The organism is Nitrosarchaeum sp. AC2 (genome assembly GCF_013407385.1).
Classification (GTDB): Archaea; Thermoproteota; Nitrososphaeria; order Nitrososphaerales; family Nitrosopumilaceae; genus Nitrosarchaeum; species Nitrosarchaeum koreense.
This window is the reverse complement of record NZ_CP030847.1, coordinates 1,256,503-1,280,158: the sequence shown is the minus strand read 5'-3', so window position 1 is coordinate 1,280,158 and position 23,656 is coordinate 1,256,503. Positions and strand designations below refer to the sequence as shown.

The 23,656-nt window shown below is 33.4% G+C and carries 31 protein-coding genes; 20 read left to right on the top strand and 11 right to left on the bottom strand.

Features of this window, described 5'->3' with window-relative positions; translation table 11 throughout:
• The first annotated feature begins 14 nt into the window (after positions 1 to 14).
• The 3 genes from DSQ20_RS07760 to DSQ20_RS07750 are packed head-to-tail and all read left to right on the top strand — an operon-like array spanning position 15 to position 3,023.
• Entirely contained in the window at positions 15 to 1,541 is a 1,527-nt protein-coding gene (locus tag DSQ20_RS07760) for a lyase (protein WP_179366356.1), read from the top strand.
• Positions 1,538 to 2,734 (top strand): tRNA pseudouridine(13) synthase TruD, encoded by a 1,197-nt coding sequence (truD, locus tag DSQ20_RS07755; RefSeq protein WP_179365212.1) that lies wholly within the window; start codon positions 1,538 to 1,540, stop codon positions 2,732 to 2,734. Before DSQ20_RS07760 ends, truD begins: the two co-directional genes overlap by 4 nt.
• Before the next feature lie 58 nt (positions 2,735 to 2,792).
• Entirely contained in the window at positions 2,793 to 3,023 is a 231-nt protein-coding gene (locus tag DSQ20_RS07750; RefSeq protein WP_179365211.1) for an Lrp/AsnC ligand binding domain-containing protein, read from the top strand.
• Here the strand turns inward: DSQ20_RS07750 and DSQ20_RS07745 are convergent.
• On the bottom strand, positions 3,013 to 3,219 hold the full coding sequence (locus DSQ20_RS07745) for a hypothetical protein (RefSeq protein WP_179365210.1): 207 nt from the start codon (positions 3,217 to 3,219) through the stop codon (positions 3,013 to 3,015). The two genes, DSQ20_RS07750 and DSQ20_RS07745, sit on opposite strands and share 11 nt — an antisense overlap.
• Before the next feature lie 104 nt (positions 3,220 to 3,323).
• On the opposite strand from DSQ20_RS07745, the gene DSQ20_RS07740 reads away from it, so the two are divergent.
• A complete protein-coding gene (locus DSQ20_RS07740) occupies positions 3,324 to 4,013 on the top strand; it encodes a hypothetical protein (protein WP_179365209.1) in 690 nt (229 codons plus the stop codon).
• 13 nt (positions 4,014 to 4,026) lie between these two features.
• On the opposite strand, the gene DSQ20_RS07735 is transcribed toward DSQ20_RS07740, so the two are convergent.
• Complete coding sequence (locus DSQ20_RS07735; protein WP_179365208.1) at positions 4,027 to 4,239, bottom strand: hypothetical protein; 213 nt, start codon at positions 4,237 to 4,239, stop codon at positions 4,027 to 4,029.
• An 84-nt stretch (positions 4,240 to 4,323) separates the two neighbouring features.
• Positions 4,324 to 4,572: a hypothetical protein gene (locus DSQ20_RS07730; protein WP_179365207.1), complete on the bottom strand. Its 249-nt coding sequence runs from the start codon at positions 4,570 to 4,572 to the stop codon at positions 4,324 to 4,326.
• A gap of 119 nt (positions 4,573 to 4,691) precedes the next feature.
• Here DSQ20_RS07730 and DSQ20_RS07725 point away from each other — a divergent pair, with 119 nt between their 5' ends.
• Positions 4,692 to 5,174 carry a hypothetical protein gene (locus DSQ20_RS07725; RefSeq protein WP_179365206.1) on the top strand — a complete coding sequence of 161 codons (483 nt, stop codon included), beginning with the start codon at positions 4,692 to 4,694 and terminating at the stop codon, positions 5,172 to 5,174.
• Here the strand turns inward: DSQ20_RS07725 and DSQ20_RS07720 are convergent.
• The 3 genes from DSQ20_RS07720 to DSQ20_RS07710 all read right to left on the bottom strand — a co-directional run bounded on the left by DSQ20_RS07720 (position 5,164) and on the right by DSQ20_RS07710 (position 6,262).
• Positions 5,164 to 5,397, bottom strand: coding sequence for a hypothetical protein (locus DSQ20_RS07720; RefSeq protein ID WP_007551045.1), 234 nt, complete (start codon positions 5,395 to 5,397; stop codon positions 5,164 to 5,166). The genes DSQ20_RS07725 and DSQ20_RS07720 overlap by 11 nt on opposite strands.
• A 213-nt stretch (positions 5,398 to 5,610) precedes the next feature.
• Complete coding sequence (locus tag DSQ20_RS07715) at positions 5,611 to 5,808, bottom strand: YwbE family protein (RefSeq protein WP_007551044.1); 198 nt, start codon at positions 5,806 to 5,808, stop codon at positions 5,611 to 5,613.
• Positions 5,809 to 5,890: 82 nt separating this feature from the next.
• Positions 5,891 to 6,262, bottom strand: a complete 372-nt coding sequence (locus tag DSQ20_RS07710; protein ID WP_007551043.1) for a CxxC-x17-CxxC domain-containing protein — start codon at positions 6,260 to 6,262, stop codon at positions 5,891 to 5,893.
• A 145-nt stretch (positions 6,263 to 6,407) separates the two neighbouring features.
• On the opposite strand from DSQ20_RS07710, the gene DSQ20_RS07705 reads away from it, so the two are divergent.
• Positions 6,408 to 6,905, top strand: coding sequence for an ATP-binding protein (locus tag DSQ20_RS07705; RefSeq protein ID WP_255458194.1), 498 nt, complete (start codon positions 6,408 to 6,410; stop codon positions 6,903 to 6,905).
• A 79-nt stretch (positions 6,906 to 6,984) separates the two neighbouring features.
• Here the strand turns inward: DSQ20_RS07705 and DSQ20_RS07700 are convergent, their stop codons facing one another.
• On the bottom strand, positions 6,985 to 7,173 hold the full coding sequence (locus DSQ20_RS07700; protein ID WP_179365205.1) for a hypothetical protein: 189 nt from the start codon (positions 7,171 to 7,173) through the stop codon (positions 6,985 to 6,987).
• Positions 7,174 to 7,464: 291 nt separating this feature from the next.
• The gene (locus tag DSQ20_RS07695) at positions 7,465 to 8,496 is read right to left on the bottom strand and encodes an alcohol dehydrogenase catalytic domain-containing protein (protein WP_179365204.1); all 1,032 of its coding nucleotides are present in this window, start codon (positions 8,494 to 8,496) and stop codon (positions 7,465 to 7,467) included.
• Between the two features lie 104 nt (positions 8,497 to 8,600).
• Between DSQ20_RS07695 and DSQ20_RS11030 the strand changes: the two genes are divergently transcribed.
• The 6 genes from DSQ20_RS11030 (at position 8,601) to DSQ20_RS07665 (ending at position 13,008) form a co-directional block, all read left to right on the top strand.
• Positions 8,601 to 9,566, top strand: a complete 966-nt coding sequence (locus DSQ20_RS11030) for a nitroreductase family protein (RefSeq protein ID WP_179365203.1) — start codon at positions 8,601 to 8,603, stop codon at positions 9,564 to 9,566.
• Positions 9,567 to 9,611: 45 nt separating this feature from the next.
• Positions 9,612 to 10,469, top strand: a complete 858-nt coding sequence (locus DSQ20_RS07685) for a VOC family protein (RefSeq protein ID WP_179365202.1) — start codon at positions 9,612 to 9,614, stop codon at positions 10,467 to 10,469.
• 84 nt (positions 10,470 to 10,553) lie between these two features.
• Complete coding sequence (locus tag DSQ20_RS07680) at positions 10,554 to 11,468, top strand: pirin family protein (protein WP_179365201.1); 915 nt, start codon at positions 10,554 to 10,556, stop codon at positions 11,466 to 11,468.
• Positions 11,469 to 11,536: 68 nt separating this feature from the next.
• Entirely contained in the window at positions 11,537 to 11,899 is a 363-nt protein-coding gene (locus DSQ20_RS07675) for a helix-turn-helix domain-containing protein (protein WP_179365200.1), read from the top strand.
• A 73-nt stretch (positions 11,900 to 11,972) separates the two neighbouring features.
• Positions 11,973 to 12,398 carry a hypothetical protein gene (locus DSQ20_RS07670; protein WP_255458193.1) on the top strand — a complete coding sequence of 142 codons (426 nt, stop codon included), beginning with the start codon at positions 11,973 to 11,975 and terminating at the stop codon, positions 12,396 to 12,398.
• Positions 12,399 to 12,432: 34 nt separating this feature from the next.
• A complete protein-coding gene (locus DSQ20_RS07665; protein WP_179365198.1) occupies positions 12,433 to 13,008 on the top strand; it encodes an NADPH-dependent FMN reductase in 576 nt (191 codons plus the stop codon).
• Between the two features lie 9 nt (positions 13,009 to 13,017).
• Here the strand turns inward: DSQ20_RS07665 and DSQ20_RS07660 are convergent, their stop codons facing one another.
• Complete coding sequence (locus tag DSQ20_RS07660) at positions 13,018 to 14,010, bottom strand: hypothetical protein (RefSeq protein WP_179365197.1); 993 nt, start codon at positions 14,008 to 14,010, stop codon at positions 13,018 to 13,020.
• 162 nt (positions 14,011 to 14,172) lie between these two features.
• Between DSQ20_RS07660 and DSQ20_RS07655 the strand changes: the two genes are divergently transcribed.
• The gene (locus DSQ20_RS07655; RefSeq protein WP_179365196.1) at positions 14,173 to 15,942 is read left to right on the top strand and encodes a cation:proton antiporter; all 1,770 of its coding nucleotides are present in this window, start codon (positions 14,173 to 14,175) and stop codon (positions 15,940 to 15,942) included.
• A gap of 36 nt (positions 15,943 to 15,978) precedes the next feature.
• Here the strand turns inward: DSQ20_RS07655 and DSQ20_RS07650 are convergent, their stop codons facing one another.
• Complete coding sequence (locus tag DSQ20_RS07650) at positions 15,979 to 16,491, bottom strand: ABC transporter permease (RefSeq protein ID WP_179365195.1); 513 nt, start codon at positions 16,489 to 16,491, stop codon at positions 15,979 to 15,981.
• 368 nt (positions 16,492 to 16,859) lie between these two features.
• Here DSQ20_RS07650 and DSQ20_RS07645 point away from each other — a divergent pair, with 368 nt between their 5' ends.
• The 3 genes from DSQ20_RS07645 to DSQ20_RS07635 all read left to right on the top strand — a co-directional run bounded on the left by DSQ20_RS07645 (position 16,860) and on the right by DSQ20_RS07635 (position 19,380).
• On the top strand, positions 16,860 to 17,969 hold the full coding sequence (locus DSQ20_RS07645) for a PEFG-CTERM sorting domain-containing protein (RefSeq protein ID WP_255458192.1): 1,110 nt from the start codon (positions 16,860 to 16,862) through the stop codon (positions 17,967 to 17,969).
• A 452-nt stretch (positions 17,970 to 18,421) separates the two neighbouring features.
• Positions 18,422 to 18,637, top strand: coding sequence for a CbtB domain-containing protein (locus DSQ20_RS07640; protein ID WP_179365194.1), 216 nt, complete (start codon positions 18,422 to 18,424; stop codon positions 18,635 to 18,637).
• Positions 18,638 to 18,648: 11 nt separating this feature from the next.
• Positions 18,649 to 19,380, top strand: coding sequence for a CbtA family protein (locus DSQ20_RS07635; RefSeq protein WP_179365193.1), 732 nt, complete (start codon positions 18,649 to 18,651; stop codon positions 19,378 to 19,380).
• Positions 19,381 to 19,463: 83 nt separating this feature from the next.
• On the opposite strand, the gene DSQ20_RS07630 is transcribed toward DSQ20_RS07635, so the two are convergent.
• Positions 19,464 to 19,826 carry a proteinase inhibitor gene (locus DSQ20_RS07630; RefSeq protein WP_179365192.1) on the bottom strand — a complete coding sequence of 121 codons (363 nt, stop codon included), beginning with the start codon at positions 19,824 to 19,826 and terminating at the stop codon, positions 19,464 to 19,466.
• Between the two features lie 50 nt (positions 19,827 to 19,876).
• Here DSQ20_RS07630 and DSQ20_RS07625 point away from each other — a divergent pair, with 50 nt between their 5' ends.
• The 4 genes from DSQ20_RS07625 to DSQ20_RS07610 all read left to right on the top strand — a co-directional run bounded on the left by DSQ20_RS07625 (position 19,877) and on the right by DSQ20_RS07610 (position 23,553).
• Positions 19,877 to 21,460, top strand: a complete 1,584-nt coding sequence (locus DSQ20_RS07625; protein ID WP_179365191.1) for a DUF4377 domain-containing protein — start codon at positions 19,877 to 19,879, stop codon at positions 21,458 to 21,460.
• Positions 21,461 to 21,619: 159 nt separating this feature from the next.
• Positions 21,620 to 22,738: a HAMP domain-containing sensor histidine kinase gene (locus tag DSQ20_RS07620; RefSeq protein ID WP_179365190.1), complete on the top strand. Its 1,119-nt coding sequence runs from the start codon at positions 21,620 to 21,622 to the stop codon at positions 22,736 to 22,738.
• Between the two features lie 43 nt (positions 22,739 to 22,781).
• Entirely contained in the window at positions 22,782 to 23,111 is a 330-nt protein-coding gene (locus DSQ20_RS07615; protein WP_179365189.1) for an ATP-binding protein, read from the top strand.
• 88 nt (positions 23,112 to 23,199) lie between these two features.
• The gene (locus tag DSQ20_RS07610; protein WP_179365188.1) at positions 23,200 to 23,553 is read left to right on the top strand and encodes a hypothetical protein; all 354 of its coding nucleotides are present in this window, start codon (positions 23,200 to 23,202) and stop codon (positions 23,551 to 23,553) included.
• Positions 23,554 to 23,656 lie beyond the last annotated feature (103 nt).

The following is a 23,656-nucleotide window of genomic DNA, read 5'->3' as shown; positions in this document are numbered from 1 at the left end:
TTTTTGGAACAATCATGCTGACGTCATTATCCGCAGGTGTGCTCCTAAATAACCAGCCAATGATCCAAGATGAAGAGATAACTAAAACTGGAACTCCGGCCGATAATTTTCCTGACTCTCAACGTGCACAATTTTGTGGATCCTCAACTGCAAAATCTACTAAATTTATCAAAGAATATTCTATTCCAACTGTTTGTACTAATCCTTTAGCAGTAGTTGCAGATTATAGTGGAAACGTGTGGTTTGCAGAAACAAATACTGGCAAACTAGGAAAATTTGATCCTATCACTGAATCTTTTACTGAATTTGAAAATCCACTTTGGCCCCAAAATGGCCGCTCAATGATCTGGGGAATGGATTATTCTCCTGACGGTTCTGTATGGTATACTGATGAATCTTATGACTCTATATGGAAATTTACTCCAGATAATCAAAAATACCAACGAATTGATTTCCCATCTGATGGTGACTCTCTGCCACAAAAATTGAAGATACTTGGCTCACAAGTAGTGATAAATGATTTTAATGGAAACAAACTCACTTTCTTAGACCCTACTTTATCCGATGAGGAGTTGAGTTATCTCAATATTCCATCACCCGTAGATGGTTCTGTAACTGGTGATTTTGCAATCGATGAAGACAACAATGTCTGGTATACAAATTGGATCTTCCAACAAGGTGGAGTACTTGTAAAATTTGATCAGGATGCATATCGTACTTCCATAGCAACTGCTAATGCAAACTCACTTCCAGCTCTTGATTTCATTCAAGTATTCCAATTACCAACTGATCTACTTACTCCAAACGGATTAGCAGTCTCTGATGGTCTGATTTGGATTGCTGACACCTCAAACTCTGCAATCTTTACTTTTAATCCAGACACAAACCAATTCATCTCTTATCCTACATCTGATCCTAAATTATCCACTTATGGTAATTCTACTGGCGTCATTAAATCTCCAATATCTAGACCATATTGGATTGAAAGTAATTCTGTTGGTCAGCTAGTGTTTAACGAACAAACTGCAAACAGTATTGCAGTATTAGATCCAAAAACTGATTCTCTTGTAGAGTACCTCGTTCCATCAAAAAATCCCGCCTGGGGAGACTGTGATCTTAATTTTAACTGTGGTTTAGCTCAAGTCTTTGACTTTGCCATATACAAAGATAAAATCTGGTTCACTGAATGGGTGGAAAATAAAATTGGAGTAGTTGACACTTCTGTACCTTTACCATTTGATGTAACTCTTGACACTCAAAATATCTCACTACTTCCTGGAGAATCAAAAAATATCTCTCTGACAATCACACCCCAGAGTACAGTTGATGAGAATGTGTCCTTAATACTCTCTGATTATGTAACATTTTTAGATGCCACTTCTGACAAATCTGTTCCTTTCCAGTTAGATTCTTCGATAACTGGAGATGTAAAAATTTCTGCATCTGACGAAGCAGCTCCTGGAACATACAAAGTATTGGTAGGTGCTCAAATTGAAGATGTCTCAATTAGTAAATTTGTTACAGTGACAATATTACCGTGATACCGAAAATAGATTCTCAAATAGGAATCTTAGTTTATAGTACAAAATTTAATGGAATTGGCGGACGAATTAAAGATGAAGCTGAACACTTTAAAGTAAATGAAGTACTCTCTCCAAAATCACTTAAATCAATTATCCAACAAGATGGTTATGCTGTATACAAACTAAAAAAGAAAAAAATAGACACCAACCACGCATTATCTGATATTTTTAAAAAAACAGGAATCAGATTAAAATCACTTGGATTAAAGGATGCATCTGCAGTTACTGAACAATTTGTTTGCTCTGATAGCAAAAGTAAATCCATTGATAATTATTCTTCCGAAAAATATTCTCTTGAAAAAATCGGCCATGTAAAAAAACCTCTATCAAAAAAAGATATGATTGGTAATCATTTTAGCATTAAAATTTCAGACTGTGTTGGAAATTTATCTGACTTTGCAGAATATGATAAAATTCTAAATTTTTACGGTTACCAACGATTTGGCTCTAAAAGAGCCGTAACTCATCTTATTGGTAAGGCTCTTTTGCAGCGAAATTTCAAAAAAGCAGTCGATTTACTCCTATCTTTTACCTCTACTTATGATTCTAAAGAAAATACCGAGATAAGAGAAAAACTTGCAGACCCTTCAAATTACAAAAAATACCTGGACCAAGTTCCTCCCCAAATGGATGTTGAAAGAATCGTACTCCAAGAAATGATTGAACATGATGATTCACAAAAAGCAATACATGCAGTACCACTACCTTTACGAAGATTTTACGTCCAAGCTTACCAATCTTTTCTTTTTAATCATGCATTAAGTGCCGCATTTACTGACGGTGAAAATCTCTTTGCTGCTCAAGAGGGTGATGTTTGTTATGACTCTCACGGAATTATTGGAAAATATGTTAAAGGACTAGATCAGTTTCTTGCTTTGCCTTTTGTAGGTTATTCGTATTACAAAAAAACTCGCTTTGATTTTCAGATATCCAAAATTCTACAGACTGAAGAAATCACTCCCAAAGATTTTTTCATCAAAGAGATGCAGGAAATTAGTAGTGAAGGGGGATTTAGACAAGCTGCAATTCAATGTACAGATCATTTCTCAAAAGATACTACGGTAGAGTTTACTTTATCTCGAGGTTCATTTGCTACTATAGTTCTTCGTGAAATTATGAAACCTGAAGATCCACTAGGATCTGGATTTTGAGATCGTAGAACCTTTTCTAAGATGTCTTTAAGTTGTAGTGTTTTTCATTGCAATTGAAATGGAAAAAGCATACATGCTGATCAGCTGTGAAATTGGAGAAGAACATCCAATCTATTTAAAACTAAAAGAGATTCCAGAAATCAAAGACTGCACTATTACATTTGGAAATTATGATATTGTAGTTTCATTAGAAACTGAAACCATAAACCAACTAAATAATATCATCTCAACAAAGATTCGTAAAGTAGGAAAAATTCGTAGCACTATAACTCTTCGAGTTACCGCTTAGATTTTCTAATAAATCTCAAACTAATTCCAATTGCCATGATTATGGTCCCTATTACTGCAATCTGAATTCCATAGTCGACCCACTCTGGATTTGAATACATAAACGATGATTCTGGACCCACTATTGATTGGCCTTGAAGATGAAAAATTACCCCCATAATTGTTATCCCGGCACCTGCCAAAGTAATCAATTTCATTGAATTTGTTAGGCTGAAGTCTGTAAAAAGGGTAAAGAGAATTGATACTTTGACCAAATGATTTTTCGACTTGAACTTTAATGATTTCGTTCTGATTCTTAAAAATGTACAATTGGGAATACGACCAGACAGCATCTGGTGACCGCAAATATCTTAATTTGATCTTGTTTGTAGTATCTGCTTCCTTTGCCATACTTTTGTTTCTAGTATTCTATCCTCAAATTGAAGCAATTAACCAAGAATCTCCAATTTTGATTAATCTGATGTTTCTGCCAGCAGCTGCAATAGGATTTCTTTATGGTGTAAGAATTACTGAGCGAGCCGTAAAACCAAGTGAGATACGCAGTCCACTCAAAAGGTCCATTGCTAAAACATTCTTGTTCTTCTTTGTTATCGGAAGCATGTTCAGTGCAGTAAACTTTGCATTAAACGGAGGCAGTACAATGCCTGAATCTGATATATTGAAAGATGGTCTACTTCCATGGTTAAACGAATACGTAACTGCAAACGGTGGTGCAACTTTTCTAATTCTTACTAGCATCGCATTGATGGCAGGTGCCACAAAGAGGATTGTTGGAATGAATGATGGTATACTCAATAAACTTGTAACATGCGTTGGAACATTTGTTTTCTTTACCATGCTAATTCTCAGTTTTACAAAATCTGATCATACATCTTCGGCTGTATTTTTGTATACATTTTACCATGCAGGAATCGTTGGTGGCGCATTTTATGCGATGAATAAACTAACTAAAAATCTAAACACAATGGAAGATTTTGCAAACGGCTACTAGATTATTTTCTGAATTATTGTAGTTTTTTAATTTCTTTTTTTGCGTCTTCAATTGATTTCCATAAAATTTTACTGTCCTCATACAAACGATTTGCCATCTCTGTGTTTTTGCTTTTTCTGGCATTTTCATATAACTTACATTTTTGTTTATGATGTTCAATTAGCATATCTAATTTCTCTTGCAGTTGTGTGATTTCTGAATTTTTAGGAAACTCATAACCATTCATGGGTTAATTTAGTGAAATCAACCTAATATGCTTTAATGATAAATTGTCTTGAAATAAATCGAGTTTTCTATTTTGGTCTTGCACTTATTTGCCAAGATCTACATAAATTCCAGATACTTCGTTGTTAATTCTATCCCAGTATTTCTCACAGTCTTTTGATTTAAAATCAATTGCTTTACATTCTTCAAAATGAGCCGTATTTTCCCTCTGAATATGGTCTCCAAAAAGCACATCTGCACCTATTGCCAGTGCAACAAGAGCAATCGCTGTAAGACTCGCTGCTACCAAAATCATGCTATAGCCTACTTGAGCATGATTATGAGGTTCTTTCATTCAACAAAAATCTTATTCTCTTGAATTTATTCTTTTCAAGAAGTTAATTACGATCAAATCTTGGCACTATTTTTATCATACTAGCAAAAAACAAAAGTCAGTAATCTGATCTATATTCATTGAGCATTCAAATTCTCCAATACGAGTTTCTCGGTCCAATCAAACTTTCAGAATGGGGACCTCCAATGGAAAAAGTTGTCTATTTGATAATGTCTAGACAAAAGGACTCTTTTAAGATAATTTATGCCGATGATTGCGAGCAGACCTCAGATGAGAAGTTTTTCACCAATCATCCTAGTTTCAAATGCTGGAATAATTCAGCCTTGGAAAAATCACTACATCTGGCAATATTACCAATGTTTGAATCAGGAAATGAAGAACGAAAAAGAATATCTGATCTTATCATTGCAAGATATCGTCCTATCTGCAATGAGGAAGTAAAAGAGGTAAAACCTGATTATAAGATACGTCAAAAATCAGACACTCAAAAAATATCATGTCCTTGTTGCGGCTCTGAAATGAAAGTTGATCAGGTACTAGAAAAATCAACCATTATTCGTTGTACTGAATGTGGAATTAGTGATACTAGACTTAACTCTTAATCTTATTTTGTAATTTGAAAATTTCTAATGTAAGCAAGTCCATTGCTTTTTTCAAATGTTCAAATTCGTTAATTGAGTGAATCTGTCCTTCTACTAGCGCTCTTAACACCTTAACTGATCCTTTTTGAAATTCATCTGATGCAACAATTTCCATTGCGTTTAGTTTGGATAATAAATTGTCTAACTCTTGCTTCATCTCTTCAGCTGGTGCATGTTTTTTCATAAACTATTTTACTAGAATTTACTATATGAATTATTGTTACATCAAGTCTTCATCTATCTCTTGAATAGGGTCTAGATACTGCTTACAGGTACAACTGGGAATATTGCATTTACCTGCCCTCATCAATGATTTACTCTCATTTGATGATACGTGCGCTTCATTAGTATGATGGCATCTTTTACAGTTCATACGAAAAATTCTATCATCTGTTATTTAAGCCACTAAACTTTGAACGCGTCCTATTTTTCCATTATCTAATTCCACTTTAATCCCATGAGGATGAAATTTACTTGATGTAAGAATTCTTTTTACCGTCCCTTCAGTCAAGTTTCCATTTCTTTGATCTTGTTTTTGAACAATCTTTACTTTAATTCCAATTTTTATTTTATCCCTGGTTGGTATTTCATTCAATGATATTTGGCAGAAATGAAAGATTCTAAATCTTTGGTTAGATAAAATATTCGGAGTTTTGAGTTTTACTCAAAACAATTTACTAGTTTTGTCTGTGATTTTGGAAACATTCTCTGCAATATACAGGTCTGTCGTCTTTTGGTTTGAATGGTATTTGACATTCATTGCCACAGTCACCACAGGTTGCAGTAAACATTTCTCTTGGTCTATCATCTCTACTGAATCTGGAGCCTCTATCACTTGATCCTCTGCCATAACTTGATCTACCGCCATAACTTGATCTTCCGCCAAATCTAGAACCGCCGGAGCGTTCTTGAGGTTTATGCTTTTGGAAACATTCTCTGCAATATACAGGTCTGTCGTCTTTTGGTTTGAATGGTATTTGACATTCATTGCCACAGTCACCACAGGTTGCAGTAAACATTTCTCTTGGGCCATCTCTATCGAAGGGCATATCTTTCTGAAGCTCCTTGAAATCGAGTCGTAATTAAACTATTGTAAAACCCTTTGAATCAAAATATGCCTAAATTCTGCTCTAATTTTGCCTCTTTTGGCATGTTTGGTTATACCCAAATAATTGTCAAAATCCATCTATCTCCATGAAGGGAATATTTATGATTGGCGTATCTGGCTCTGGCAAAACTACCTGGGTCAATTCCCATAAGGAATACGTCGCCTGCTCTACTGATTTTGTTATTGAAGAATTAGCTGATATCATGGGAATTTCATATACTCAAGCATTTGATTATATACAAAATAAAAAAAAATTCGATTACATTACCTCAAAATTTTTTGAAAAGATACATGATTGCATTTTAAATGATAAAGACTTTGTAATTGATAGAACTCATCTAAAACGCCACATTCGAATCTCTCTGATTAATGAATTAAAGTCATTTGCGTTAGAACATGGAAAAAACTTGGAATTAAGTGCAGTTAGTTTTGAATTACCAAAAAATGTAATATTTGAACGATTAAAAAACAGAGAAAAAAAGAGCGGAAAATCTATACCAAAAGAAGTAATTCTAGACCAAATCAATTCATTTGATATCCCAACTTTGGATGAAGGATTTGTTGCAATAGAGCGAATCACATAATTCTTGTTTTATAGTTTTAAACCAAATCTTGCAAATTTATAAAAATCTTGTTTATTAAAAAATAAAAAAATATTTTTGATTAATCGAGTTTTGCTTTGGCTTTTTTAATCTGTCTCATTTCTTCGGCAAGATGACTTTTGAGCAATCTTTCATGATCTTTTCTATGTGCACTGTATGCTTTGTTTATTGCCTGTCTTGTTTTTGCCTTTTTTAATGCACTAGTAAATTTTTTGTGGATTGTATTTACTTGTGTTGTGTAATTTACCATGATTATTCTTGTATCTAATAGTACATTAATGTTGATTTTGTTTAAAAATTTATTTTATTCATGTTTTTATTTTTTTTACAATAAATAATGTGGAATATTATTCTCCATAATAGGTTCCATCATCGTCATAATCTAACTCGCCTTCAATAAAATCATCTACGAGTTGAAATTTTGGTGTTTTTGTCATGATTATTAGTTGCTATGTGAAAGTATAACCAAATCACAATGTTTTCTTGTAATCCTATAGTATATCAATAATCTATATAGACATTTTTGAGCCTATTTTGTAGATTAAGGTATCAATACAGCTCTTGCTTGAATCTGGGACTCTTTTAGTTTCTTGAGAACTTCGTTTGCTTTTTCAAGAGGATAGGTTTCTGTGACTACTGTCAAATTATTTTCATCGCATATCTTGATTACTTGCTCCATGTCTTTAGTTGAACCAATCACAGTTCCACGAATTGTCTTTTCTTCAAATGCAAAAAATGTAGGATTCTTTCCAACTGTTGCAATTACAATTAATCCTCCCTTCTTTACTGATTTTATTGCAACATCAGTTACTACATCTGCTGGTGCAAAGACAATTGCAGCATCTAACATTCCATGTTTATTTTTTAGCTCATCAAGAAATTCCTGTTTATCTGAAAATACCATGGCATCAATTGCTCCTAGTTTCTTTGCAACATCTAGGTGATTTTTACTACGTGAAAATGCAATAACTTCGGATCCTTCTACTTTTGCAAACTGTACTGCCATATGGCCCACACCACCAATTCCAAATATTCCAATCTTTTTGTGAGATTTTGGTTCTGCAGCTTTTACTGCTTTGTAAGCTGTAATTCCCGCACAAAATAACGGGGCTGCATACTCTGCTTTCATTTTATCTGGAATCTTTGTTGCAAAGTCTTGTGATACTGTAATGTATTCTGAATATCCTCCTCTGAGTGATTCCCCTGTGATCTCTGAAGATTCACAAAGCTGTTCCTTACCTTCTTTACAATACTGACATGTTTTACAAGCTTCAAGTAGTGGAGTAATTCCAGCTCTGTCCCCTACTTTGAATTTAGTTACATTACTGCCAACCTCGATAATTTTTCCTACCAATTCATGACCTGGGACTGTTGGTAAAGTCGGTGGAATTCCAATATCTTTCCAATCTCCCTCTATTCCATGCAGCTGAGAATGGCAAACCCCGCAGGCCTCAATTTTTATTAAAATCTCATCTGGTCTTTTGATTTCATGCCTATCTATTTCAGTTAATTTCAAAGGATTTGTCTCAATTGGTGCGCATTTAGATAATACCATAGCTCGCATTTTATTCATATTTAGCTGTTTTTTGCGTGAAATTTTAATATTTATTTTCTATTTGTCATCGAAATGAGAAATCTCAGATTACTTTTTTATGTATGATTTTGATATCTGAATTAATGGTTTTTTCTAAAGTAGAACCATCTTATTTTTCAAAGGATGGATGCAGAATCATTTGGAGTGGTATAGATGAAGATGATATTGATACTGTTGTATTAAACAAAGATGAGTTAGACCAATTAGTTGAAATTCTAAAAAACAATAATGTAGGCAAAGTAGAACTGGAAGACAATTTTAGTGAAATTTTAATAAATTCTGATGTTGTTCAGTTTAGACTAAAAGACAGAGATCAGCTTGAAGCAAATACAAGAGAATTTAGGGAAAAGATTTTAGAATATGCAAAAATTCCACATGACCCATTATACGTTCAAGTCTTCCCAAAAGAATTCTATCCATCTGTATGGATTCAAAAAGATGATGATGCAAAGCCATCTGAAAAAAAATCTCAAAAACCAACATCTCTTCTTAATGCAATACTATCAAACAAAACAAAAGGAACTGAAATATCCGAATCTGATATATTTAGAATCATTTCTACAAGACGTTCTACAAGAAAATTTTCTAAAACAAAGGTTGAAGACTGGAAGATTGAAAAGATTTTGGCAGCAGCTGATACTGCTCCATCTGCTGGAAACTTTCAGGGATTAGAAGTATTTTATGTAAAAAGTAAAAAAGCAAAAGAAGCACTTGTGGAGGCTGCAAATCGTCAACCATTTGTTAATGCTCCACTGGTTTTGGTTTTTTGTATGAATCCTAGCAGGGTTAAGATGAATTTCTCACCTGAAATGCTTGCAAAGTTTTCTCTACAAGATGCTACTTTAGCTGCATCTTACTCTCAATTGGTAGCAACAGCTTTGGGATTAAGCTCTATCTGGATTGGAATGATTGATGAAGATAAAGTAAAACAAGTTCTTGGAACCGATTTGAGGCCTTCATCTATTCTCTGTATCGGCTATCCTGATATTCGTAAATCACCAAAATCAAGACGTAAACTAAAAGATCTAATTCATGTTTTAGAAGACTGATTTATTTTTCACACTATCATTATATCTCAAGTTTCTAATACTGATGTGACTGTGACCCCTATTGATGAAAATGCAAGAATAGGCCAAGTTCATCTTAAAGTATCTGACATAAACCAATCTCTAGAATTTTACACATCCTTTCTGGGTCTCAAGATAGTTAAACAAGCAGATCATATCGTATTTCTTTCACCTGACGGTAAGATGCCTTATCTTGTTGCCCTTTCTACAGCTAAACCTGTCGATTTAACTCAAAGAGCAGGGCTGTATCATTTTGCAATACTACTTCCACAAAGAAAAAATTTGGCAGAATTTCTTTCACATTTACTAAAACACAAAGATACGATAAAAATTGACGGCTTTTCAGATCATCTTGTATCTGAAGCAATTTACATCCGTGATCCTGATAATATTGGAATAGAAATTTATCGTGATAGAATACCATCCGAATGGAAATGGATTGAAAACCAAGTAGTAATGGCAATAGAACCACTTGATATGGAAGGATTGCTTGCCGAATCAACTAAATCTTGGAGTGGATTTCCATCAGATACATCAATAGGACATGTCCACCTACATGTATCCAATCTTGCAAACGCAAAAAAATTCTATTCTGAAATTCTTGGTCTTACAACCACTGCAAGTATGAAAGGTGCATTGTTTTTTGCAGCAGGAAAATATCATCACCATATTGCCACAAATACTTGGCTTGGAGAAGACATATCACAAGCATCTACAGAATTTGCAGGATTAGATTATTTTACAATTCAATTTTCAAGCAAGGATAAACTAAACGATATGATAAGAAAATTAGAATCTTCTAAAATATCTGTTAAATCATTAGAAGATGGCTCATTTAGTATATTTGATGAAGATAAAATATCGATTCATTTGACTGTAAAATGATCAGGTTATCGTGGTAAGGTTATTCTAACCTACTAAGTAAGTAATTACTACCATATTTAAATAATTAGCAGTGCATACTATATCGTGAAACAAAACACAACAAATCAAAATCTAGTAAAAAACACAACAAAGACTCGTTCAGTATTGCAAGTTACTAATGCAAAAACAACATTAGAAGGTGAAGGATTTGTGGTACACAGAGCATTCCCAAATGGCAGCCTTAGAGAAGTTGATCCATTTCTTTTGTTAGATGAGATGGGCCCAATTGAAATATCTGCTGGAGAAGCTAAAGGTGCACCAGATCATCCGCATAGAGGATTTGAAACTGTCACATACATGATTGATGGCGTATTTGAACACAAAGACTCGCAAGGTCATTCTGGAAAAATAAAGGCAGGTGACATTCAATGGATGACAGCGGGTTCTGGTGTAATCCATTCAGAGATGCCAGAAAAAGAATTTTCACGGAAAGGTGGAACATTACATGGATTTCAGTTATGGGTAAACTTGCCAAAAAAAGACAAGATGATGAATCCACGTTATCAGGATTTACCGGCAAATAAAATCCCAATTGCACAAAAGAATGGTGTCAAGGTTAAAGTAATTGCAGGAGAATCAATGGGAGAAAAAGCAATCATCAATACAAGAACTCCTATAATGTATCTTCATTTTACTTTACATCCAAATGCCAAAGTGACACAAGCTATTCCTCAAAATTACAATGCATTTGCATATGTCATAAATGGAGAAGGATTGTTTGGAGACAAACAAATCTCTGCTCACAAAGAGCAGATTGTTTTATTTGAACAAGATGGAAATGAGATAACAATCAAAGCCTCAAATGAAATATCATCGCCTTTGGATGTTCTTTTGATTGCAGGTATTCCTCTAGGCGAACCTGTTGCTCGTTATGGACCATTTGTAATGAATACTGAAGATGAAATAGCACAAGCAATACTGGATTACAACACTGGGAAGATGGGTAAAATTGACTTTTAAAATAAATTCAATTCTAAACTCTTCTCACAACTTCCTTTTTATAATTAGATAGTATTTTGCTACTAGGTATGGAAACAGAATTTGAGAAAGAGGCAAGGACCCGTAACCACGTAGAATGTAAGGCTGATGAAATATGGAGTGTTCTTGGAAAGACATGGGCTCTGTTGATTTTAAAAAAACTTTCAGAAAGTAATTCCACCAGATTCAATGAAATAAAAAAAGCCATACCCATGATAAGTAATACCGTATTATCTGAGAGATTACGTGATCTTGAAGAGCATGGGTTAATTGTAAAAAAAATCTATGCTCAAGTACCGATACGTGTAGAATATAGTATAACAAAACAGACGCAAGATCTCGGGAAAATTCTAAAGCAGCTTGATAACTGGGTTGAACAAAGAAAAAAAGAAAAGCTCACAAAGAAACGATGAGTAAATTATCTTACAATTAAATATTATACCAATTTGGAAAATGTTTTTATCTCTTCAAGTGTATATTACAACCTTGTCAAAAAATACCAAATCTGATGAATCTCCAATTTCAATCTGCGATATTATGAAAAATAGGACATCTGAAATAGTTAAAAAAATGGAATGTCAACTGCCATTAACTATGCAACAATACTCTGATTTGTACACTGCATATCTTCATTCATTTGATGACATGTTTGGTACATGTTATATCTCGCAAAAAGAATTCTTTGATAAACTAAACATTCCTCAAGAAACTCTAAAGGAATTTGACAAGTATCTAGCGTCATTAAGTAGTTCATACCAGAATTGGATTGATTTGGGCTCAAAGTATCGACAGTCATATGTGGATACAAAATTATCCATGGTAAAATCATATGATCAATTTGTTCACATTGCAATGAATTCATTTGCTCAAACTTGGGCAAAATTCAATGAAATAAACAATTGCAAGTCCTAGAAAACTTGTTAAATAACAATTACCAAATTTATTTATGATTCCAAAAATACTTGCATTTGCAGGTAGCACTAGAACTGAATCATTTAACAAAAAACTAGTCAAAGTAGCAGCCGCTGGAGCAAAAGAAGCAGGTGCAGATGTAACAATAATTGATCTTCGTGATTTTCAAATGCCGCTTTATGATGAAGATTTAGAAAAAAAAGAAGGATTATCATCTAACACACACAAACTAAAAGAATTGATGTTATCTCATCATGGATTTCTAATATCGTCTCCAGAGTATAACAGCTCAATTTCTGGTGTTCTCAAAAATACTATTGATTGGACATCAAGACAAGGCGATGATGAATTCCCAATGTCTTGTTTTAAAGATAAAGTAGCAGGAATAATGAGTGCATCACCTGGTGGATTGGGAGGACTGCGAGGACTGGTTCACGTTCGTGCAATTCTTGAAAATATGGGCGTACTTGTAATTCCAACCCAAGTAGCAATATCAAAAGCTCATGAAGCTTTCAATTTGGATGGAACTATGAAAGATCAAAAACAAGAACAGCAAGTAAAAAAGATTGGTGCTAATCTAGCTCAAATGTTATTGAAACTAAATAATTAAAATCGTATGTCATCTATTTCCATCAATCTTACAGTTAGATTCCCCAGGCAGACAATATACTTGAAATTTAAATAATTTTGTAAGTGATGAATCCTCGTAGGTCACACTGACATATGCAAATAGAGTTTCAAGATCGTCATATTTTTTAGGAATTTCCCATGAAAAAACAAATTTCCCATAATTGTCAGAAAATCCATTGAATTCTCGAATTATATCTTCATCATAATCTTCTATTGTTAACGTTACTCTTGCACCTTCAACAGGTTTCTCTCCATAAGTGATATGCGATGTTATGGTGTGAGTTGTACCTCTTCGAACCAAATGTTGACCCTCAACAGAAAGTTCTAGTTCTGGAGTAGTTTGACTATTTATAAAAATAATTATGATTTTATTATCTATCAGATATTGAATATTCTGAATGAATTCTGCATCAGTTATTTTATCGTCAATCCACCAGTGAAAAGTAGTAACAAACCAAGATGGAATTCCTTTGGAGTCATTAACAGTATCTGCAATAGAGAAATAGATTACAGAAAGTTGTTTGCCATTAAATTCAGATGCCACTCGATATGTTCCTTTTTGTGATTGATCATTAATTGAAAAAACTGTAGAATACAAACCAGTTTCCAATATGGGTGTGTATAGAATTTCTTTTGTATTATCTGGTTTTTGTATCTCTAATGTCACAAATCCTGATCTTCCATACTCATTTACATTTCCAGAGATACTTACAAAATCTATCTCACCTTTAGGTGGTATATCATAGATCTGCATTTGAGTATGCACGACATTTTTTATCATTCCGATATTTGATAAATTCTCAAGTAATGATATGATATTTTGTTTAGAATTATTTTGAATTGAATGGTTCTGTACATTATCTTTAATCCATTTAGGAATTTCAACTGATTGTGATAATGTATTATCTAAAAGAAGTTGCTCATTAGATCCTGCTGCAAGAGAAATTATACTAATAAACAGCATGGCAATCAATCCAAACATCAACAATATCCTTTGCAATAATTTTAAATGGATTTTTTGGCATTTAAAGTAAAATACATAATGAGCAGTAATGGTTTTTAATCAAAATTCAAGTTAGTACAGAAGTATCAAACCAATTGTAAATAAAGTAAACTTTTAACTGTAAACTAACATTACAAATTATTGGTATCAGCAGGAACAACGGAGTTTCTAAGCTTACTTGCAATTCTTTTTGGCGGAGGAATGATTGGCGCTTGGCTGATGCACAAGATAAAATTCCCAACAATCATAGGATTCATACTAGTTGGAATAATCGTAGGACCTTACGGATTAAGTGTAATAGAAGATACCGAATTAATCAACCTGTTAGCAGAATTTGGAATCATTATACTGCTTTTTGTCGTAGGATTAGAATTTAGCATTAACAAGTTAAAACGTGTTGGACTAAACGGAATCATCATAGGAACAGTCCAGCTTGGAATTGTATTCTTTTTGGGGTATATTGTTGCAATTGCACTTGGATGGTCTCATCTAGAAGCACTTTTCTTGGGCAGTATTTTGTCCATTACAAGTACCGCAATATCGCTTAGATTCTTGCGGGATCTCAACTTGGTAAATACCAAAGAATGGGATACTGTAATCACCATATTGATAATAGAGGACCTTGCGGCTGTTCTTCTTTTAACATTGCTGGGCAATGCTTCAAGTGGAGAACATTTTGCAATAACTGACGCAGGATCATTGATAATTCAAAGCATATTGTTTTTTGTTTTGACTTTGGCAATAGGCATCAAAGTAATTCCAAAGCTATTGGAACGTGTATCCAAAATAAACATGGAGGAAGCTCCTTTTGTAACTGCACTTGGCTTGGCATTTGGTTTGGCAGTTCTTGCACATTTTTTGGGTTTGAGCAGTGCGATTGGAGCATTTTTGATGGGAATGATAATTGCGTCCTCAAAGTTTTCTGAAAAGATAACTCCACGTGTTTTACCGTTAAAGGATTTTTTCATTGTGATATTTTTTGTGTCAATTGGAATGCTTGTAAACATCACACTAATTCCAGATGCAATTTGGATTGCGATTCCAATTGTCATTATAGCTATAGTTGGGAAATTCATTGGAAACATGTTTGCAGCATCAATGTCAGGAAACACATTCATCAGCGCATCCACTATCGGTGCCATGATGATTCCTATTGGAGAATTTTCATTTATCATAGCTAAATTAGGAGTAGACAGTGGAAGTATAGATGAATCCATCTATCCTGTCACAATATTAGTGTCCCTTACCACCATGCTTGCAATGCCTCTTCTTTTACGAGCTTTACCTACAGTTGTAGACCAAAGATCAATCATTCCAAAAAAACTCTTGAATTATGTTTTCTTTGTAGGCAGATTTGTAGGAGCAGGTGCGTTTAAAGAAAAAACAGAACAGAGTAATAAAAAAGATAATTTGAAAAAGTATGGACCAAAAATCATGGTTCATTTTGTAATAATTGTATCCTTACTTGCGTTGTTAAGTTATTTTACACCAACAATAATAAATCTTTTAGAAAATCCAGACATACCATTCTTTATGAGCCCATCTTTGTTTCTTGGAATTTTAACTGCGCTTATTGTATCATATCCAATATTTCTGATGATAGGAAAAACTGAGGGAATAATAGATAGGATATCAAATACAATTACAGTCAATTATGGACAAAATGAAAAACAACTTGTCAATAAACCAATACACAGAGTATTACGCAACATTATCTTTATCGGGTTAATCTTACTTTTAGTTGCAATATTCATCAGTTTTGTGGATTGGGAGATGGAAAATGCAAAGGTGATCATTTCAACTATAGGTTTTGTAGTAATGATTCCTCTGATTCTAAACACAATATTTTCAATACGAAAACTCACACAAACTCATTTGTTTGATAGTTGGATGTCTTCAGACAAAGAATAGCCCATTGTGATAACCTCTTGTAATAAGAAATTGAATTTAGTTGTGAACCAATCTTTTTCGCAGTTTTGTACTGGCATAATCCATACCTAATGTCACAACAAGTATTGCAAGTATAAACGGGGCTGCCTTTCCATAATTAAGACTTTCAAGATGATGCATGATATAAAATCCGATTCCTCCTGCCCCTACTAATCCCAAAATGGATGATTCTCTCACACTGTATGATAATAAAAACAGGTACTGATTTCCCATATGTGACAATGCTTCTGGAATTGTTACAAATTTAGCAATCTGCATTCTTGTTGCACCCATAACATGCATCACATCATATGCCGATGCATTCTGTGATTCATAGATTTCATACAAGTATTTTCCACTTAATCCCATAATGTATAGAGATATTGCAAATATTCCAGCAGTCGGACCTAATCCTACAACTACCACAAGCAAAATCGCCCATAACAAAGGAGGTATTGACCACAATATTCCAAGTAGGCCTCTAAAAATTATACTTACATACGATGGAGAGATGTTTCTTGCTGCAAGCAATGCTCATCTAATACAAAATAATATGATTACAAAAACATGAATGTTGGAATATGTCTCTTAATTTCTTATTTCATATATTACTAAATCATACAATGGATTTTAAAAAATTGAGACCATTAACCCACTAAGACGACTTGTAATGCCAATAGCAACTAGATCCTGAAGCGTGTGGATGAAGCAAAACAAGTTTTTTGGTTAATGGTGTGCTGTAAGCAAAAAGAGAATACACAAACACATCTTCATTAAAAAACTGATTTTAATTTGATTAGATAATTTGTAATTTTTTCAAATATCTATTCTATGATTATAGAACAATATCACATAATGTGCAAACCATTTAAATCATTTATTTATCGTGTAAATTTCTGTTGAATAACATAACTGCAATATCTTTTGTTTTTGCTGTTTTTATGATTTCTACTTCACAATTAATTTTTGCAGAATCAGACCAAGACAAGCTCTCATTTGCATCATCCCTTGAAGAAACACTTGGACACTTTTGGGCATTAGAACAAAATCTTGATGAAAAGAATGCAGAACTTGCATTGGTTCATGCAACACACCCAGTAGCCGAGCTATATGACTCCATGAAGCCAATACTGCAAGCATCTGATCCCGCACTTGACTCTCAAGTCCAAACAATTTTGATGAATCTTGGACAAAAAGCAACCACTACCGTATCTCGAGATCAAGCACAGCAAGCAATCGATGATGCAAAAGAGATAGTGTCCATTGCACGACAAACAGTTGTAGGCTCTGAATTAAGTAATGATTCTGATTTTAAAATTAACTTGATGAAAATATTACTACAAACCTCAATTGCAGAGTATCATGAAGCAGTATCTGATGGTGTAATAGGAGAGATGGCAGAGTTTCAGGATGGCTCTGCATTTGTCTGGAGATCACAGCAAATCTTTGATGAGGTAAAGTCTGATTTGCCTGAACATGAGGTAGAAGAGATTGAAGAACTTTACACTGGTTTGCATGATGCATATGATAACAGAGCAGACCCAGCAGATGTTGAAACAATCGCAGGAGGAATTATTCATGAGATTGATGAAATACTTGGACTGGAAAGCGAAGATGCAGACTTGATAGTTTACGTTGATACAATCAAAAGTCTGCTTACCCAAGCCAAGACAGAATATGCCAATGGAAATACCGATTTAGCACTTAGTCTTGCTACCAAAGCATATCTTGATAACTTTGAATTCTTGGAGGCTCCACTAGTGCAAGCAGGACAACAAGAACTTATGGAAAAAGTTGAAACCAATATGCGAATAGAACTAAGAGACATGATAAAAAATGGTGCACCTTCATCTGAAGTCAATCAAAAAATTGATGTAATTATCTCAGACATGGATATTGTACAAGTGTCAGTTCCAGAGTTTGGTACAGTTGCAATGATGATACTTGCCATTGCAATCATTTCAATAATTGCAGTAACTGCAAAAACCAAAATGATTCCAAAGTTTTAGATTTTTACTTTATAATTCATTACGAAATTTTGACTTTCGCTTAGAACGTAATTGTGTATCACAACAAGGACATTTTATTCCGTCATATGACAGATATACGTTACACGAAGTACATCTTTTAGTATTGTCTGTGTATCTGTTTTTTTCAGCACGGTGTCTCTCACAAATTCCTCTACATGTCATATTGAATTCTGCATTTAGGGCATGCATTTGATTTTTTTGTGAAATGTGAATAAACACTATTGCAATGACTGCATATTTTTGTTATGACTAGAATCACAAATTTTAAAATGTATTTTATATTTTAAATCTGATTGTGATTCTATTTGTTAATTCCATGAATGTAGAATGATTGTATTTTTTCATATGTTCATATTATTTTCATGCCTAGAGTATATTAATTGGATAAACCATCCAACCGTTTAAGTACGTGGTGCAAAATTACATGATTCATGTCACAATCAAAAGAAATTATAGTTTCAAAATCTAATGTTCCTATTCTCTCAATTGCAATTTTGGCAATTATTTTTGCATTTGGATTATTCCTTGTAGGTTACGATCAAGGACATTTGTTTAGCATTGTTTTAGGTAATCAAGCATTTGAGGATCTTTACATTCATGAATTAACTCACGACATGAGACATGCAGCAGGATTCCCGTGCCATTAAGGTGATATGATATGAAAACAGCTTTATTTCTTGCAATTGTTTTGATTTCAGGTGCTCTTGCAGGTACCATACATGGTGTTGCAAATTTGATACTTGTTGAACCCTATCTTGACACGGCAATTGGAATTGAAAATCAACACCTATTTGCATCAGGTGAAGAAAAAGACACTCCTGAATTTAGAGCAGAATTTGATTCATATCGATACTGGCAAAAAGGTGGACAGGTTTTAGCTGGAGCAATTTTGGGAACATCCATTGGTGCATTGTTTGGTATTGTTTACGCATATTCTAGAAGTTCATTACCTGGAAGAACTGATCTGAAAAAAACATTTACACTTGCGGCAATAATGTGGTTAGCAATTTACTTTATCCCATTTTTGAAATATCCTGCAAATCCACCAACAGTAGGTGACCCTGAAACTGTGATACTGAGATCAATTCTGTATCTTTCATTTATCACAATCTCTGGTTTTGGCGCAGTGGGATTTTATCAATTATACAAAAAATTACAATCACAAAAAAAGATTGTTTCCTTTGTTGGATATGCAATTTTTATCAGCACAGTGTTTGTAGTGATGCCTCCAAATCCTGATGAAATATCTGCCCCTATGGAATTGGTAAATGACTTCAGAACAATGTCTGTTATTGCAGTTAGTGTATTTTGGGTGTCTGTGGCTACTATTTTAGGCGTATTTTGGAGTAAATTTCGACCTGATTCTCAAATTAAACTAGAAAAATATTAGTTTGTAATTTTTAAATTTCATGTCTGTCTGCATCCATTTTTCCAATATTGATTCAAATTGTATTTAGTATTCTCATTTATGACTCAAGATTCTATTTTGAATCCTAATTGTCTTAGTTCATCACGAATCTCTTCTTTCATTTGATCTAGTTCTGTTTTTGGAATGTCAAAGCTAACCATTTTTCTAATCTGGTTTAACATCACTCTGCCTTCTTGGTCGTCTGATAATTTCTGACCTGATTCTTCAAAAGTATAGTATGCCTTCATTATTTCCAGGCGTTGATTTCTGTCATCTTTATCTGGGTTTTTCATCCATTGATCAATTAGTATTCGTAAATCGTGCTGTGTTACAGGAGGAATTGGCTTGGCATCTCCTGAAAAAATCATCGTTATAATAATAATCCCAACAACTGCACATACTATTCCGATGGGAATTATTCTATTCACAAGTATTTTTGAAACGTTAAAGATAAAAATGATCTTACTTGTAATTTATTGTGAAATCTACAATTCCATTAATCGTATTGTCTGTGTTTTTTGTATTTTTAATTCCCTTATCATATGCTGAAGAAATAAAAACTATCTTTGTTGGCCCAAATTTGGTTGATTGTGTTGGAGTTGGTCCACAAAAATGCATGCAAATAAGATATGATGAAAAATCAGAATGGACTAATTTTTACGACAAAATAACAGGGTTTGATTTTGTAGAAGGAAATTCATACAAACTCTCTGTTAAAGTAACCGATGTAGCAAATCCTCCAGCTGATGCTTCAAGCAAAAAATATGAACTAGTGCAAATAGTCAAAGAAAAATCTTCATCAAGACATGTGCCTTACAAGAATCTGTGTGCTCCTGGATTTGTTTCACTTGGTAAAATTTGTGTATTAAATGATAGATGTGGACCTGGCATCTATGCTGGAAAAGTCTGTGTTATGGATGGAATAAAACAACCTTACCTGAGACCATTACAGCAGGGCAACGCAGGAATTCCTACAGGTAGCGTGATCTGTGCCGAACCTTTAGAATTAATCTTCAAACATGACATATCTCCTGCATGTGTTAATCCTGAATCAGTTAACAAACTAAAAGAACGAGGATGGTATATTGAAAAACCAATTGTTGCATGTACATTAGAATATGCCCCTGTATGTGGAATGGATGCAAAGACATATGGGAACATGTGTGCTCTTAATGCAGAACATGTTGCCATGAACCATAAAGGTGAATGTGCAGTTGAACCAACTACTGGAATATTTGAGAGTACCATGGATTACACTGTCAACCCTGTAGTTATTGGAGACAAGGGATATTTTGTAACAGAGATTGCTAACAATGTGTACTGGTTAGTTGGTAGCGGTTATCAGACAATGTTTGTTACGACAGGACAAGGTGTAGTTGTAGTTGATGCACCACAACCTATTGGAGAAAAATATCTTGATGCAATTAAAGATGTGACTTCAGAACCAATAACTCATATGATTTATTCCCATTCTCATGCAGATCACACTGGTGCAGTAGATCAAATATTTTCACCAAATATTATATATGTTTCACACAAACAAACAGCCGATGTTTTAAAACAAGAAAACGGTACTAGACCAATACCATCTGTAACGTTTGATGATTCAATGTATTCTCTAACAGTTGGAGAACAGACACTAGAGTTGCACTATCTTGGAAATTTCCACTCTAATGGGGATATTTTGATTTTAGCTCCTCAACAAAAAGTTGCAATGATAGTTGACTTGATGCGTCCAGGTGAACCACCTTACAGAGCATTTGGTGTTACTCCTGACATTGATTTGTATTTGAAAACCCATGATGTTTTAGACTCATTTGATTTTGACGTTTTAATTTCTGGCCATACAAATTTGCTTGCAACTAAAGATGATATTAAAACAAACAAGCAATTTGCAGAAAGTGTTATGGAAAATGCAAAAAATGCTCTAGATTCAAATGATCCTACTGGAAACTGTGCCCAAACCACCATAAATCAATGGGAAGGAAAGCTAGGAAATCTTGAGACCTTCATGGCTGATCATTGTAATGCAATGATAGATTATCTTAATGAGAAACCATGAGTAAATTTACAAAAAATTGAGTCATTTATTTTTCAAAGGATAGGTGTAGAATTATCTGTAGAATCAAAAAAATTCTATAATAAAAGTATACTATCGTTAACCAATTATATCATAATTTTACATTGATTGTTTCATCAATGAATATGATCATAATTTCATATGCAATTTTCACAAAGTTTAATCCTGGGATTTCTTGTAATTGCTGCAATATCTGGAGTCATAGGGGTAATTTCATTATATCAGTTTGTTACGATTATAGATTCACTAAAAACTGCAGTGCCAGAATCAATCGAGGATTTTAAAACAAAAGCGTCAATTTTAGAAAATGATCGATTGATTATGTATTATGATGAAGTTTTAACACAATCAGCCAGAAATTATGCTTTTACTCATGATGAAAAATGGAAATCAAGGTATCTTCAAATTGAACCTGTACTAGACAAACTGATCAAAGAACCATATAGTGATGCAAACAATAGTGTTTTTTTTGAATTAAATAAAATAAATATTGAACTTGTTAACATGGAAAAAGAAGCAATAAGATTAACCGATGATGGAGAATACAAACAAGCCATATCACTTTTGGAAAGTGATGAATACACAAATCTAAAATCACATTACACAGACTCATTGAAGATTCACTCAAAAAATAATAATTTAGAATATAACGATGGTATCAGATCATTAGAAAATACATCCCTGCTACTATCTTCAAACATAGATAGAGTGACAAAAGAAGGTACAATTGTATTAGAAATTATTTTTCCAATTCTGGTGTCTTTGTCTATTTTACTGGGAATATTTTTTTCAAAAAGATTATCCGCACCAATAGGCGATTTAAAAAAATCTGTAAAACTTATTGCTGCAGGGAATTTTGATGTTAACATTCCAGTACGTGGGCCAGATGAGATAAAGGAATTGATACAGGATTTTAAGACGATGGTGATAGAGCTGAATAAAATTGATATCATGAAAAATGATTTTTCAGCCATGATCACACATGAATTAAAAACTCCACTAGTTCCAATAATTGGATATGTGGATTTACTTTTATCAAAACACTTTGGAGATTTAAATCAAAATCAAATAGAGCGATTATTGAAGATAAAAAATAACTGTGTAAGGATGCAAAATATGGTCACTGATATTCTTGACATTAATAGAATGGGGACCAATCAATTGAAATTCAATATGGAAATAAATGATATGTCTTTAATTGTCATGTTTGCTATAGATATGTTAAAAGATGAATTTAGTAAGAAAAAATTACAATTATAGAATCTCTTGAAAAAATCTAATGTGCAATTGTGATAAAGATAGAATGAGTCAGGTCATTATCAACGTATTAAGTAACGCAATTGATTTTTGCCCAAAGCAACAAGGAAAAATTGAGATAATAACAAACAGAATTAAAAATAATATTCACATTATTATCAAAGACAACGGAATGGGAATTTCAAAAGAAAACATAGACAAAATATTTGTAAAGTATTATCAAGTAGACACCACATTAACTAGAGAGCATGGAGGAACAGGCATAGGTTTGTCATTATCCAAGATTATCGTAGAAAATCATAATGGCAAAATCTGGGCAGAATCAAATGGTTTGGATAAAGGTTCTGAAATTCATATTCAACTGCCTACTATTTGAAAATTTATTTTCATCCTAAAATATGGCTTAATCATTGTCATGTGGAATCAGAATGATTTTTTATTATGATCTTTTTTAAAATAATAGAATGCAAATTATTGTAGATGATGATGTTGTGCAGATAAAATTCAACATTGTAGAAAAAATACTGGGAGTGCATGGTTCATTTGTTATTCCGCTGAATAACATATCCTTCATTCATACCGATGTTCCAAAACAATCATTTAAAGAACTTCGAATTCCTGGAACATGTTTTCCAGGACTAATTAAAGCTGGAACTTATTTTACAAACAGGGGATGGGAATTTTGGTATACTACAAGAAACAACTCGTTTCTTAACATTGAGCTCAAAAACGGATTCTATAAGAGAATAATACTATCTTTTAACGAAAATGAATCAATAAAAAACAAAGTACGTGATAAGATCAGACCGAGTAGTTAGAAAATGAAAATCAAACTTTTCAATACCTATTTGCGCCCATTTTATTCCCCAAAAATGGTTCAGATCTCTGTGGATTCGCCTGTATTTCTAAAACAGGAATTTA